The organism is Bradyrhizobium sp. MI1.3, assembly GCF_055811695.1.
In genome coordinates this window covers 47366-60778 of the sequence record NZ_JBVVPQ010000003.1, presented here as the reverse complement: position 1 = coordinate 60778, position 13413 = coordinate 47366, and the positions used below count along the sequence as shown (strand labels likewise).

The 13413-nt window shown below is 65.8% G+C and carries 10 protein-coding genes; 3 read left to right on the top strand and 7 right to left on the bottom strand.

The genetic code is table 11. From position 1 onward, the window contains the following. The first annotated feature begins 68 nt into the window (after positions 1-68). Positions 69-2180 (top strand): pseudouridine synthase, encoded by a 2112-nt coding sequence (locus tag AC0L3A_RS02615; RefSeq protein ID WP_219685628.1) that lies wholly within the window; start codon positions 69-71, stop codon positions 2178-2180. A 2-nt stretch (positions 2181-2182) separates the two neighbouring features. Further along, the gene (gene rsmD, locus AC0L3A_RS02610; protein WP_007596898.1) at positions 2183-2737 is read left to right on the top strand and encodes a 16S rRNA (guanine(966)-N(2))-methyltransferase RsmD; all 555 of its coding nucleotides are present in this window, start codon (positions 2183-2185) and stop codon (positions 2735-2737) included. A gap of 7 nt (positions 2738-2744) precedes the next feature. Here rsmD and mutL read toward each other — a convergent pair whose 3' ends face one another. Continuing rightward, positions 2745-4556 carry a DNA mismatch repair endonuclease MutL gene (gene mutL, locus AC0L3A_RS02605; protein WP_473253550.1) on the bottom strand — a complete coding sequence of 604 codons (1812 nt, stop codon included), beginning with the start codon at positions 4554-4556 and terminating at the stop codon, positions 2745-2747. Positions 4557-4934: 378 nt separating this feature from the next. Here mutL and AC0L3A_RS02600 point away from each other — a divergent pair, with 378 nt between their 5' ends. Further along, on the top strand, positions 4935-5243 hold the full coding sequence (locus AC0L3A_RS02600) for a hypothetical protein (protein WP_007596894.1): 309 nt from the start codon (positions 4935-4937) through the stop codon (positions 5241-5243). Between the two features lie 62 nt (positions 5244-5305). On the opposite strand, the gene arfB is transcribed toward AC0L3A_RS02600, so the two are convergent. The 6 genes from arfB to ileS all read right to left on the bottom strand — a co-directional run bounded on the left by arfB (position 5306) and on the right by ileS (position 13283). After that, positions 5306-5722, bottom strand: a complete 417-nt coding sequence (gene arfB, locus AC0L3A_RS02595) for an alternative ribosome rescue aminoacyl-tRNA hydrolase ArfB (protein ID WP_007596892.1) — start codon at positions 5720-5722, stop codon at positions 5306-5308. A gap of 112 nt (positions 5723-5834) precedes the next feature. After that, entirely contained in the window at positions 5835-7202 is a 1368-nt protein-coding gene (locus AC0L3A_RS02590) for a M16 family metallopeptidase (protein ID WP_007596890.1), read from the bottom strand. After that, the gene (locus AC0L3A_RS02585) at positions 7199-8593 is read right to left on the bottom strand and encodes a M16 family metallopeptidase (RefSeq protein ID WP_198288256.1); all 1395 of its coding nucleotides are present in this window, start codon (positions 8591-8593) and stop codon (positions 7199-7201) included. The genes AC0L3A_RS02590 and AC0L3A_RS02585 overlap by 4 nt, the downstream gene beginning before the upstream one ends. A gap of 199 nt (positions 8594-8792) precedes the next feature. Next, positions 8793-9518 carry a hypothetical protein gene (locus AC0L3A_RS02580; protein WP_007596887.1) on the bottom strand — a complete coding sequence of 242 codons (726 nt, stop codon included), beginning with the start codon at positions 9516-9518 and terminating at the stop codon, positions 8793-8795. Between the two features lie 97 nt (positions 9519-9615). Further along, positions 9616-10110, bottom strand: a complete 495-nt coding sequence (gene lspA, locus AC0L3A_RS02575) for a signal peptidase II (protein WP_007596886.1) — start codon at positions 10108-10110, stop codon at positions 9616-9618. A 164-nt stretch (positions 10111-10274) separates the two neighbouring features. Beyond that, positions 10275-13283, bottom strand: a complete 3009-nt coding sequence (ileS, locus tag AC0L3A_RS02570) for an isoleucine--tRNA ligase (RefSeq protein WP_473253548.1) — start codon at positions 13281-13283, stop codon at positions 10275-10277. Positions 13284-13413 lie beyond the last annotated feature (130 nt).

Sequence of the window (13413 nt, the reverse complement as noted above, 5' to 3'; positions counted from 1 at the left end):
TGCCTGAGCATGCGGCTCGAGACGAGCGCGCACAATGCTTTCTGGCCACCCCCTGAGTGAGATTATTCATGCCTCGCGACAGCGACAAAGACAACGATTCCCGCGGCCGTCGTGATCGCGGCCCGGCCAAGGGCGGCCGTTCCGGCAAGGCGCGGGGCCCCGAGAAGAAGTTCGCCAAGCGCGGCTTCGAGGGCAAGGGCGACAGCCGCCCGCCCCGCGGCGACCGCGACAGCCGGCCGGTCCGCCGCCGCGAGGAGGGCGATGCCCCGCGCCGCGACTTCAGCGACCGTCCGAAGTTCAATCGGGAAGACCGGCCGCGCGGCGAAGATCGTGGCGAGCGCAGCTTCAAGCCGCGTGGCGATCGGCCCTTCAAGCCGCGTGAAGACCGTCCGTTTTCGGATCGTCCGTCGCGCGACGGCGAGAAGCGCCCGTTCAAGCCCCGGGGCGACCGCCCATTTTCTGATCGCCCCTCGCGCGATGGCGAGAAGCGGTCGTTCAAGCCGCGCGGTGATCGCCCGTCCTATGGGCGTGATGACCGTCCGCCGCGCAGGGATCGCGACGATTCCCGTCCGGCCGGCCGAACCGGTGACACGAAGTTTGGCGACAAGCGACCTTACGCGCCGCGTGGCGACCGTCCGGAACGCAAGTTCGACGGCGAGCGGAAGTTTTCGCGCGGCGCACCGGACCGCAATCGCAGCGAGCGCAGCGATTCGAAACCCTGGCAGAAGCGCGATGCGGCCCCACGCGGCGACCGGCCGCCGCGCAAGGACTTCAGCAAGGGTCCGCGCAAGGAGTTTGGCGGCAGCGACCGCGGTCAGGACAAGCCTTGGCAGAAGCGCGACGATCGGCAAGGCGGCGGCGACGACCGTCCGCGCTTTTCGCGTTCGCGCGACGATCGTCCATCGGGTGACCGTCCATTCCGCGAGCGGCCCAAATTCGATCGCCCCCGCGATGATCGTCCCAGGTTCGATCGCGGCGGCGATCGCCCGAAATTCGATCGTCCGCGCGAGCGCTCCGAGGGCCGCTCCGACTGGCACGAGCATCCCCGCAGCGAAGCTCGCACCGGCGATCGTCCACGCCGCGAAAACGAGGACGAGAGCAGGATCTTCGAGAAACGTCCCGCCTTCGGCGGTCGCGGCGCCTATCGCGACCGTGATCGTGATTCCGAGCGGCGGCCGCGCCGCGAGGAAGAGGTCAAGCCGAAGAAAGCTGGCGAGCGTATCGCCAAGGTGCTGTCGCGTGCGGGCCTTGCCTCGCGCCGCGATGCCGAGGAGATGGTCACGCAGGGCCGCGTCAGCGTCAACGGCCGTGTCATCAACTCGCCGGCGCTCGACATCACCTCGAACGATGTCGTCACCGTCGACGGCAAGCCGTTGCCGGAGCGCGAGCGCACGCGGCTGTTCCTCTATCACAAGCCGCGCGGCCTGATGACGACCCATGACGATCCCGAGGGGCGTCCGACCGTGTTCGACAATTTGCCCGAAGGTCTGCCGCGGCTGATCAGCGTCGGCCGGCTCGACTTCAACACCGAGGGCCTGCTGCTGCTCACCAATGATGGCGGGCTCGCGCGCACGCTCGAGCTGCCGGACACCGGCTGGCTGCGCCGCTACCGTGTCCGCGCCCATGGCGACGTCACGCAGGCGCAGCTCGACGAGCTGAAGAACGGCATCGAGATCGAGGGCGTCAAATACGGTCCGATCGACGCCACGCTGGAGCGTGACCAGGGCGCCAATGTCTGGCTGGTTTTCGCGATCCGCGAGGGCAAGAACCGCGAAGTGCGCAATGTCTGCGCCCATCTTGGACTCGAGGTGAACCGGCTGATCCGGGTCTCCTACGGCCCGTTCCAGCTCGGCGAGGTCCCCGAGGGCCAGGTCGAGGAGATCAAGTCCCGCGTGCTGCGCGACCAGCTCGGCGAAAAGATCATCGAGAAATCGGGTGCGCAGTTCGACGTGCCGCAGAAATCTGCCTCGCATGAGGGAGACGACGCGCCGCGCGAGAAGAAGCCCGCGAGCAAGCGCGGCGTGATCAACGACCGCAAGGGCCGCCGCGTCCTGGTGCAACGCACCGGCAGCGAGGAAGCGCGCGAGCGCAACGAGGCTGAGGCCAGCGGCTACGGCCCGCCGCGCCGTCCCAAGCGCGGCTATCACGGCAAGCGCGATCTGGCGCCGAAGGAGGACTGACGTTGCGCGTCGTCGGCGGTCGATTGAAGGGGCGCAATCTGGCCTCACCGTCCTCGCGCGACATCCGCCCCACGGCGGACCGCCTGCGCGAGTCCGTGTTCAACATCCTCGTGCACGCCTATGACGATCCGATTGCGGATGCGCGCGTGCTCGATCTCTTCGCCGGCACCGGTGCGCTCGGCATCGAGGCGTCGTCACGCGGCGCGAAATTCGTGCTGTTCGTCGACAACGGCGCGGAGGCGCGCGCCCTGCTGCGGAATAATGTCGAGACGCTGGGCTTGGGTGGCGTGACAAAAGTCTATCGTCGTGATGCGACCGATCTCGGGCCTGCGCATCCGGTCGAGCCGTTCTCGCTGGTGTTCCTCGATCCGCCCTATGGCAAGGGGTTTGCGGAGAAGGCGCTTGCGAGCCTGCGCGACGGCGGCTGGCTGACGCCGGGCGCGCTGCTCGTCGTGGAAGAGGCGAAGGCTGCGCAGTTCGTCACGCCGGAAGGCTTCGAGGAATTGGAGCGGCGCCCTTATGACGACACGGAATTCGTGTTTTTGAAGCGACCGTAATTTCGAATTACCTCCGTCCGAACAGCTTCTCCACGTCGCTCAACTTCAGCTCGACATAGGTCGGGCGGCCGTGATTGCACTGGCCGGAGTTCGGGGTGTCCTCCATCTCGCGGAGCAGGGCGTTCATCTCCTCCGGCCTGAGCCTTCGGCCGGCGCGCACCGAGCCGTGGCAGGCCATGGTGGCGGCGACGTGCATCAGACGGCGCTCCAGCGGCAGCGCCTCGTCCCACTCGGCCATATGCTCGGAAAGATCGCGCAACAGCCCGCCCGCATTGGTCTTACCGAGCAGCGACGGCGTCTCGCGCACCGCGACCGCGCCGGGGCCGAAGGATTCGATCGCAAGACCAAACGACCCCAGCTCCTCGCTGCGCTCCAGCAGGCGCTCCACCGTGGCCTCGTCCATCTCGACGATCTCGGGGATCAGCAGGATCTGCCGCTGCACGCCGTTGGCTGCCAGCGAAGCCTTCAGCCGCTCGTAGACGATGCGTTCATGCGCGGCGTGCTGGTCGACGATGATGAGGCCGTCGCGGGTCTGCGAGACGATATAGGTCTCGTGGATTTGCGTGCGCGCCGCGCCGAGCGGGCGGTGGACCAGATCGCCGGCGGGCTGCGTTTCGATCCGCACGTCCGCACTGGGCGCACCGACATCGAACGCAGCCTGCGCGCGCTCGGCGAAGGTGGGCGCAGCCGCACCGTCGAATGACGGCATCGGCGCGACCGGGGCGGATGGCGACGCCCGCCAGTCCCAGCTTGCCGGGCGCGGCGTGAATGCGGGGCGGAACGACGACAGCGCGCTCTCGCCGCTGTTGGCGGCCGTACGCCGGCCCTCCCGTGCAAGCCCTTCCTTCAATCCGTGCACGATCAGCGCGCGGACGAGGCCGGCGTTGCGGAAGCGCACCTCGGTCTTGGCCGGATGCACGTTGGCGTCGACCTCGCGCGGATCGAGCGTGACGAACAGCGCCAGCACCGGATGACGATCGCGCGGCAGATAATCGGCATAGGCCCCGCGTACCGCCCCTAAGATCAGCTTGTCGCGCACCGGGCGGCCGTTGACGAAGAGATATTGCCCAAGCGCGTTGGCTTTGGTCAGCGCGGGCGCTGCGGCATAGCCGGCGACCACCACGCCCTCGCGCTCGGCATGGACCTCGATGGCATGGCTGCGGAACTCTGCCCCCAGGATGTCGCCGAGACGCGTGAGGCGACCGGCGACGCCGGGCAGTGCGGCAGCCCAGGTCACCGGGGCGCGCTCTTCGCCCGCGAGCGTGAAGGCGATTTCGGGCCGCGCCATCGCGAGGCGCCGCACCACCTCACGGATCGCTTCCGCCTCGGTCCGGTCGGTCTTCAAGAACTTCAGCCGCGCCGGCGTGGCGTAGAAGAGGTCATTGACCTCGACCCGCGTGCCGTGCGCGAGCGCGGCCGGCATGATCTCGGACTTCTCGCCGCCCTCGACATTGAGCGCCCAGGCATGCGGCTCGCTGGCATGCCGCGTGGTGATGGAGAGCCGCGCCACGGAGCCGATCGAGGGCAGCGCCTCGCCGCGGAATCCAAGCGTGCGGATCTGCAGCAGGTCCTCGTCGTCGAGCTTGGAGGTGGCGTGACGCTCGACCGCCAGTGCGAGGTCCCTGGCGGTCATGCCGCCGCCGTCGTCGGTGATGCCGATACGCCGGCGCCCGCCGCCATCGGTAAAGACGTCGATGCGGCTGGCGCCGGCATCGATGGCGTTCTCGACCAGTTCCTTGACCACGCTCGCGGGACGCTCGACCACCTCGCCGGCGGCGATGCGGTTGACGACCTGTTCTGGCAATTGGCGGACGGGCATGAGTTCGATTTCAGATTCGGGACGCTATTCTAGGCCGTGTTGCGTCAAAAGCATGTGGTGAGCAACAGGCGCGTGGCGCCCTGGGGAAAAGGGGGGCCTATCGCACTGAAGACATTGGACGATCGCGCCGGTCGCGGGGGCCGTCGTTGACGACCCCGCGAGCCCGAGCGTCGCGTTCGCGGTCCGCAACTTGTTCCGCACCGCCGCATATGAGGAGCACAATTCCGCGAAACCGCCGCGAAATCCCTCAACGATGACCACACGATCCGGATTGCATGGCGACTGCGCCGTTCGGCTCTCTGCGCGATGGGATGGTCCAGTCCAGGCGAACGGCGAAAACACCAACCGCTCATCGCGAACAAAATCCAGGAGAAATGGATGAAGGTAGTGAAGACCTCTGTAATCGCATGCGCTCTTTCCGCACTGCTGGTGGGACCGGTTCTCGCACAAGGCGTATCGTCGGACACCAAGTTGCGTGGCAGCGCGCAGGGCAAGACCATGCAGGGCGGTGCCTCGAGCGGCGATGAAGAGGATCTCGGCGCACAGCAGGGAGCCGCGGGTGAGAAGGTCGGCATGAAGTCGACCAAGGGTACGAAGGGCACGGTCGGCACCACCGGCAGCGCGACGCACAAGGGCACGGCTGACGATTCCGTGTCGGGCGGTGCTGCGACCGGCAAGCGCTACTGACGCAGCCAGCGAAACGGCAAACCTCCGGTCGCATTGCGGCCGGAGGTTTTTTCGTCAATCGGTCAATCCTCGAAATGCCCGCCGCGCTTCGACTTGATGTCGCTGCGGCGCTTCTTGCCCTCGAGCCGGCGCTGCTTGGACCCAAAGGTCGGCTTTGTCGCGCGCCGTGGCTTCGGCCGGATCATGGCTTCGCCGAGCATCTCCGTAAGGCGGTCGATGGCGTCCTGGCGGTTGCGCTCCTGGGTGCGGAAGCGTTGGGCCTGGATCACGATGACGCCGTCCTTGGTCATGCGCTGCCCTGCGAGCCGGGCCAGGCGCAACGCGGCATCCTCCGGCAGCGTCAGTTTGCGGGTGTCGAAGCGCAATTGCGCCGAGGTCGCGACCTTGTTGACGTTCTGCCCGCCGGGGCCGGAGGCGCGGACAAAGCCGATCTCGATGTCGTCCTCGTCGATGACGAGATCGCGGGATATCCGCAGCATGGTGGCACCATTCGTGATGCCCGGACATATCCCGGACGCCTAGGTTCGGCAATGGCGCCCGGAATGCAAATGGCCGGGCGAGCCCGGCCATTTCAGAAGCGTACGAAAGACGTCAGTTCGACTTCGTCACCGGTGCGGCTGCCGGTTGCGCCGCCGCCTGCGGAGCGCGGCCGACGACGACGGTCAGGAGGCCCTGGCCCCAGAGGCGCTTTGCGGCCGCCTTGGCGTCATCCATGGTGACCGCATCGACGACGGCGTTGCGCTTCTCGATGTAGTCGATCGGCAGCTTGTCCTGCTGATATTGCAGCAGCGCCTGCGCGAGCTTCGAGGAGGTATCGAGCGCCAGCATCTGCGAGCCCTTGAGGTAGGACTTGGCCTCATCGAGCTCCTTCTGCGTCGGGCCTTCCTCGGCGATCCGACGCACTTCCTTGTCGATGGCGTCGATGGTGTCGCCTGCGCGGTCGGCGCGGGTGCCGGTATTGCCGATGAAGACCGCCGAATGCTCCATCCAGAGCAGCGATTCGAACACCGAATAGGCCAGCCCGCGCTTCTCGCGCACCTCGCGATAAAGCCGCGAGGACAACCCGCCGCCGCCGAGGATGTGGTTGACGACATAGGCCGCCATGAAGTTCGGATCGCTGCGCTTCACCCCGGGGCCGCCGAAGGTGATCACGGTCTGGGGAACGTCGAGCGTCACGAAGGCGCGTTGCGGCGGCTTGGCGGCCTCGACGTCGGGGACCGGCACGAGATTGGCCTTGGCGGGCAGGCTGCCAAACGTGTGGTCGAGCAGCTTGCCGAGCGTATCGGGATCAACGTCGCCAACCACCGCGATCTTCAGCGTGTCCTTGGCGAGCACGCGGCCGACATAGTCCTTCATGTCGGCGATCGTGATGGTCGGAACGCTGTCGAGGTTGCCGTTGGACTGCCGGCCGTAGGGATGTTCGCCGAAGGCGACTTCCAGGAATTTGCGGCTCGCCAGCGAGGTCGGGTTGGTGGTCTCGCGGCGCAGGCCCGAGATTACCTGCGAGCGAATGCGTTCGACATCGGCGGTTTCGAAATGCGGCGAGGTCAGCGCGCTCCGCAGCAGGTCGAAGGCCTCGTCCTTGTTGTCGCGCAGCATGCGCAGGCTGCCGCGGAACGTGTCGCGGGTGGCGGAGAAGGAGAGCTCGATGGCGCGGCGATCGAGCCGCTCATGGAAGGTCTTGGAATCGAGATCGCCGGAGCCTTCGTCGAGGAGATCGCCGACCAGATTGGCGACGCCCGACTTGTCCTTGGGATCCTGGGCCGAGCCGCCGGCAAAGGAATATTCCATGGCGATCAGCGGTACGGTCGCATCCTGCACGAACCAGGCCTCGATGCCGCCCGGCGACGTCAAGTGCTGGATCTTTGCAGCCGCCTGCGACGGCGAGACGGTAGCGAGCGCGAGTGCCGCGCCGGTGGCAAAGGAGAACGCAACGCGTCGAAGGAAGGGATAGGTCACGAACGCTTCTCCTCGCGTTTGGTGGTCGCGGTGTCCTTGATCAGATAGCCTGTCACTGAGCGCTTCTTCTCGAGCCATTTCTGCGCGACGGTGCGGACCTGCTCGGCGGTGACCGCGCGGATGCGATCTGGCCAGCTCCGGATGTCCTCGATCGACAGGCCCGTGGTCAGTGCGCCGCCATACCAGCGTGCCAGCACCGCCTGGTTGTCCTGGGCGTAGATCGCCTCGGCGATGAGCTGGGTCTTGACCCGCTCGAGATCCTCGGCACGGATCGGATTCTGCGCGATGTCGGCAATGACGCCGTCGACCACCTGCTCGATCTCGGCGAAGCTGACGCCGGATTTGGGCGAAGCCGAGATCGCGAACTGGGTCGGGTCGAGCGAGATGCTCGAATAACTGGCGCTGGCGGAGACCGCGAGCGGCTTGTCGACCACGAGCGCACGGTAGAGATAGGAATTGTTGCCGCTGCCCATTAGCTGCGCCAGCACGTCGAGGGCCGCGCTTTCGCCGGCCGCAGCCGTGGTCGCCGAGGGCACCAGGTAATAGCGCCGCAAGCCGGGTTGCTCGACGCGCGGATCCGCAAGGGTCACGGTGCGCGGCGCCGCGGGCTCCGGCTCCTGCGGGCGGACACGGCGGGCCGGGATCGCGGGTTGGGCCGGGATGGAGCCGAAATTGCGCTCCACCAGCGGGCGGATGTCGGCGGCCTCGACGTCGCCCGCGATCACCAGGATCGCGTTGTTCGGCGCATAGAAGCGGCGGTAGAAGGCGAGCGCATCCTCGCGATCGAGCTTCTCGATCTCCTGGTGCCAGCCGATCACCGGCCGGCCGTAGGGATGGTTGAGATAGAGCGCGGCCATGATCTGCTCGTTCAGCCGCGCGTCCGGATTGTTGGCGACGCGCATGTTGTATTCTTCGAGCACCACGTCGCGCTCGGGCAGCACGTTCTCGTCCTTGAGGATCAGGCCGGTCATGCGGTCGGCCTCGAACTCCATCATGGTCGGCAGCTGCTCTTTCGGCACGCGCTGGTAATAGTTGGTGTAGTCGACCGAGGTCGAGGCGTTCTCGTTGCCCCCGACGCGGAGCACGGTCTGGGAGAATTCGCCGACCGGATGCTTCGATGTGCCCTTGAACATCAGGTGCTCGAGGAAGTGCGCGAGCCCGGACTTGCCCGGCGTCTCGTCCGCCGAGCCGACCTTGTACCAGATCATTTCCGTGACGACGGGCGTGCGGTGGTCGGGAATCACCACGACCTGCATGCCGTTTCCAAGCGTGAAGCTGGCGGGCGGAGCCGATGTCACCGTGGTCTGCGCAAGAGATGCGCCGGCCGTGAGGACACTCGTCGAAAGCAGCGCGGCAAGGAGGCGGGCAGCCGATCGGTAAGAGGACATCATGATCCTTATGAAAGGCCGAGCCCGGATGTCCGGCTCGGAGGCACGGCATGGTACACCGTGCGGCAAACGCTTCGCGTCACGAAGCAGAGAACTCAACTCGGGCGCAAGTTACTGATAAGCAATTAAAGACCGCGTCCGGCGCGCACGAGCCGTCGGCGCGGGACCGCGTCTGTCGGGATATCGCAAAGTGACAGGAGCGTTATTGTTCCTTGTCCTTCCCGGACATGATGTCGAAATAGGTCCGCCTCGTCTTGTCCTCTCCGGCGCCATAGGCGTAGCTCGGCGACGGCGTCTGGTAGCCCGGCGGTGGCTCGACCAGCGACTGGCGCGGCGGCTCGGTCGTGAATTGCTTCGCCTCGCCCTTGTTGTTCGACATCATGCCCCACAGACCGCCGGTGAAACCGAGTTGGGCGGGGCTGAGCGACGGGTTGCCGTTGGTGCCCGGCTGGATGGGGTCGTTGCTCGTGCGCTCGGGTGCGGCTGTCCTGCCGACCTCCATCTCGGCGGGCGACAACGTCCGGCCTGCCTGCCAGTTCTCTGTGGCCTTGACGGCCTTTTTCCGCTGGGCGATGGCCTCCTTGCGGCGCTTTTCGTCCGGGTCCTTCGGCCAGTTCGGCGCGTTCTTGGCTTCGGTGCCGGCGGGCGGCGGCAGGTCGAGCTTGGGCGGTACCACCAGCGGCGACCGCTCACGGTACTCAATACCCTTCTTCTCCATGCTCTTGGCGCCGATGCCCGACATCAGATTGTCGATGAGCTTCTCTTCGAAGGTCATATCGTCATCGTCCTCGCCGTCGTCACCGGCGCGGGCGGCGCCAGCCGACATGACGAGACCGATGCCGAGTGCGACAGCGGACAATTTCAATGCCCGCCAGAACCCTTGCCCGGGATCTCCAACCATCGAACTGCTGGTCTTCGAGCTGCGCATCACTGTACCTGTTCCAAATTGTGGCAGTTTGCCGCTCTCGCGCGGCATAATCCCTCGCAAAAACAAGGGTCCGCCTGCCGGTCCGTATCGGCCGGGATCAGGGCGCTTTTGCGGCGGGTACCCCCAGGAAGGAATCATACAATAGCGCCGCCACGCCAGCAACGATGGCCACGTCCGCGAGGTTGAACACGTACCAATTATAGGTCTTTCCGCCGATCTCGACGTGAAACAGGGCGAAATCGACCACCGCGCCATAGGCGAGGCGATCGATCCCATTGCCGATGGCGCCGCCGATGATCAGGCCGAGCGCGATGGTTGCCAGCAGGGTGTGCGAGCGGGCCATCCAGATCGCCAGCGCAACCACGGCGAGGACCTTCACGGCCATCAGCGCCATTTGCGCAGCCTGGCCGTCGTTCTGGAGCCAGCCGAAGCTGATGCCGATGTTCCAGGCCAGCACCAGGTCGAAGAACGGGGTCACCTCGACCGCGCCGCGACGGGCAAGGTCGAACACATTCAGCAGCCAGAGCTTTGAAGCCTGATCGGCCACCAGCGTGAGCAGGGCCGCGAGGATGCCGGCGCGGAGCGGGGTCATGCAGGCGAGATCTCTATCTCCACTACAAACACCGCCGTCGTCCCGGCGAAGGCCGGGACCCATACTCCGAGGCGGAAGTTGTTTGAGGGACTCGTGGTCATCAGCCTTCGCTGCAATCGGCGGTCGTGGTTATGGGTCCCGGCCTCCGCCGGGACGACACGAAGTTAGACACTCACCCCCAGCGCCTTCCATTCGCGCAGCGCCTTGGCGTCGCGCGGGGTGACGTCGGGGTATTCGGGGTCTTCACCCACCGTCGGCGAAATCTTCCAGGAACGGGCGCATTTGGTGCCGACCGCCTTCTCCACCACGACAGCGATGCCGGGAACGGCATCGAGACGGAATGCGGAAGCCGGCGCCTCGTCCTCGCGCACCTCGTAGTTCGAGGTGATGCAGATCTCGGCGAGGTCGGTGTCGAACAGCGTCGCAAGCATGTCGCGGTCGGCGACATAGATCACCGGCGAGGCCTCCAGCGACGAGCCGATGTTCTTGGCGGCGCGTTCGAGCTCCAGCGCACCGGTGACGACGCGGCGGACGTTGCGGATCGCTTCCCACTTCGCGGCGAGCTTGTCGTCGCGCAGGCTTTCGAGGTCGTCGGGAAACTGCGTCAGGTGCACCGAGGGCTCGGCGCCGGGCCTGTACATGCGCCAGGCTTCCTCCGCGGTGAAGCTGAGGATCGGCGCCAGCCATTTCAGGATCGAGCTGCACAACAGATCGATCGTGGTCAGCGCCGCCTTGCGCGTCGGCGAGGAGGGCGGATCGCAATACAGCGTGTCCTTGCGGATGTCGAAATAGAACGCGGAGAGCTCACTGTTCAGGAATGCGGACAAGGTTGCGACCACCGTCTTGTAGTCGAACTCCTGATAGGCCTTGCGGACGACGGCAGCACGGACCGCGAGCTCGTGCAGCATCAGCCGTTCGAGCTCAGGCATGTCGGCGGGTGCGACTGCGTCGGCGGGCTTGTAGTGATCCAGCGTTCCCAGCATCCAGCGCACGGTGTTGCGCAGCTTGCGATAGGTCTCGATGGTGTTCTTCAGGATCTCCGGGCCGATGCGCTGGTCGTCGGCATAGTCAGTGGCGCAGACCCACAGGCGCAGGATATCCGCGCCCGAATCCTTGATCACCTTCTGTGGCTCGACGGTGTTGCCGATCGACTTCGACATCTTGCGGCCGTTCTCGTCGAGCGTGAAGCCGTGGGTGAGCACGATGTCATAGGGCGCGCGGCCGCGCGTGCCGGCGCTCTCCAGCAGCGAGGAATGAAACCAGCCCCGATGCTGGTCGCTGCCTTCCAGATACATCACGGTGTCGTCGCCGCCATCGACCTTGCGGACGATGTTGCCGAGCTGCGGGAAGTTCTGGCGATCCTCGAGCACGAATGCATGCGTCGAGCCGGAATCGAACCAGACGTCGCAGATGTCGTCGATCTTCTTCCAGTCTTCGCTCGCGCGCGATCCAAGGAAGCGCTCGCGGGCGCCTTCCATGTACCAGGCGTCGGCGCCTTCCTCCATGAAGGCCTCGGTGATGCGCTGATTGACGATCTCGTCCTGCAGGATTTCGGCCGAGCCGTCGCTCTTCTCGCGCACGAACACGGCGATCGGAACGCCCCAGGCGCGCTGGCGCGAGATCACCCAGTCCGGACGGTTGGCGATCATGCCGTTGATGCGGTTCTCACCCGACGGCGGCACCCATTGCGTGACCGAGATCGCATGCAGCGCGCGGGCCCGCAGTGTATCGCCCTTCTTGGCATGGCCATCTTCGCTGATGTCCTTGTCCATCGCGATGAACCATTGCGGCGTGTTGCGGAAAATGACCGGCTTCTTCGAGCGCCAGGAATGCGGATATTGGTGCTTGAGGCGGCCGCGCGCGAGCAGCTTGCCGGCCTCGATCAACGCCTTGATCACGGCCTCATTGGCATCGCCCTTCTCGCCCTTGTCGTTGAGCACGCGCTTGCCGGTGAAGCCGGGGGCCTGCGCGGTATAGGCGCCGTTCTCGTCGACAGTGTAGGGGATCGCGGTCGAGATGCCGCGTTCATCGAGCTCGCGGGTATTGGCCATCCAGACGTCGAAGTCCTCGCGGCCGTGGCTCGGCGCGGTGTGCACGAAGCCGGTGCCGGTATCGTCGGTGACATGCTCGCCGGCGAGCAGCGGCACGATAAACGCGTAACCGCCATCGAGGCCGCGCAAGGGATGAGCGCACTCCACGGCGTCCAGCGTATCGCCGGGAATGTCGCGCAGCTTCTCATAGGCCGTGACGCGCGCCTGCTTGAACACCTCTGCGGCAAGCGCATCGGCCAGGATCAGGAGATCGCCGGTCTTCGCCCAATTGTCCGCGGCTGCATCCGTCACCTTGTAGAGGCCGTAGGCGATCTTCGGTGAGAACGAGATCGCGCGGTTGCCGGGCAGTGTCCAGGGCGTGGTGGTCCAGATCACGACCGAAGCATTGGCGAGCGCACCATGTGCCGGGGACGTGACGGGGAACTTCACCCACACCATGTCGGAGGTGTAGTCCTCGTACTCGACCTCGGCCTCGGCGAGCGCGGTCTTCTCGACCACGCTCCACATCACCGGCTTGGAGCCGCGATACAGCGTACCGTTGGCGGCGAACTTCATCAGCTCGCGGGCGATCTGCGCTTCGGCGGGATAGCTCATCGTCTGATAGGGATGATCCCAGTCGCCGATGATGCCGAGGCGCTTGAATTCCTCGCGCTGCACGTTGATCCAGTGCGTCGCATAGGCGCGGCATTCCTTGCGGAACGCCACCATCGCGGCGGAGTCGCGGAAGTCGGGCTTCTGCTTGCCCTTGGAGCGGTAGTTCTCTTCCTCGATCTTCCATTCGATCGGCAGGCCGTGGCAGTCCCAGCCAGGCACATAGTTGGAGTCGAAGCCGAGCATCTGCTGGCTCTTGGTCACGACGTCCTTGAGGATCTTGTTCAGCGCGTGCCCGATATGGATGTTGCCGTTGGCGTAGGGCGGGCCGTCATGCAGCACGAATTTGGCGCGGCCCTGGGCTTGCTGGCGCAGTCTGTCGTAGAGGCCGATGTCGTTCCAGTATTTCAGCAGCTCCGGCTCGCGCTGCGGCAGGCCGGCGCGCATCGGGAATTCGGTCTGCGGCAGGAACAGGGTTTTCGAATAGTCTTTGGCTTCGGATTTTTGGGACTTTTGTGGCTTGTCGGACATGAGGCTGACTGGCTCGGAAGGGCGCGGGAACGGATGGCGATGCGGAATCGCGGGTGAAACGACAACATCCCGGTCTTGCGCCGAGCCGAAGGCTCAGGCGGAAGCCGGGCCGCTAATCCCTATGATGCGC

Coding starts and splice junctions, on each gene's coding strand:
- mutL (WP_473253550.1), bottom strand. CDS start 4,556: ATGCCCGTCCGCCAATTGCCAGAACAGGTCGTCAACCGCATCGCCGCC.
- AC0L3A_RS02585 (WP_198288256.1), bottom strand. CDS start 8,593: ATGATGTCCTCTTACCGATCGGCTGCCCGCCTCCTTGCCGCGCTGCTT.
- AC0L3A_RS02600 (WP_007596894.1), top strand. CDS start 4,935: ATGAAGGTAGTGAAGACCTCTGTAATCGCATGCGCTCTTTCCGCACTG.
- lspA (WP_007596886.1), bottom strand. CDS start 10,110: ATGACCCCGCTCCGCGCCGGCATCCTCGCGGCCCTGCTCACGCTGGTG.
- AC0L3A_RS02580 (WP_007596887.1), bottom strand. CDS start 9,518: ATGCGCAGCTCGAAGACCAGCAGTTCGATGGTTGGAGATCCCGGGCAA.
- ileS (WP_473253548.1), bottom strand. CDS start 13,283: ATGTCCGACAAGCCACAAAAGTCCCAAAAATCCGAAGCCAAAGACTAT.
- AC0L3A_RS02615 (WP_219685628.1), top strand. CDS start 69: ATGCCTCGCGACAGCGACAAAGACAACGATTCCCGCGGCCGTCGTGAT.
- arfB (WP_007596892.1), bottom strand. CDS start 5,722: ATGCTGCGGATATCCCGCGATCTCGTCATCGACGAGGACGACATCGAG.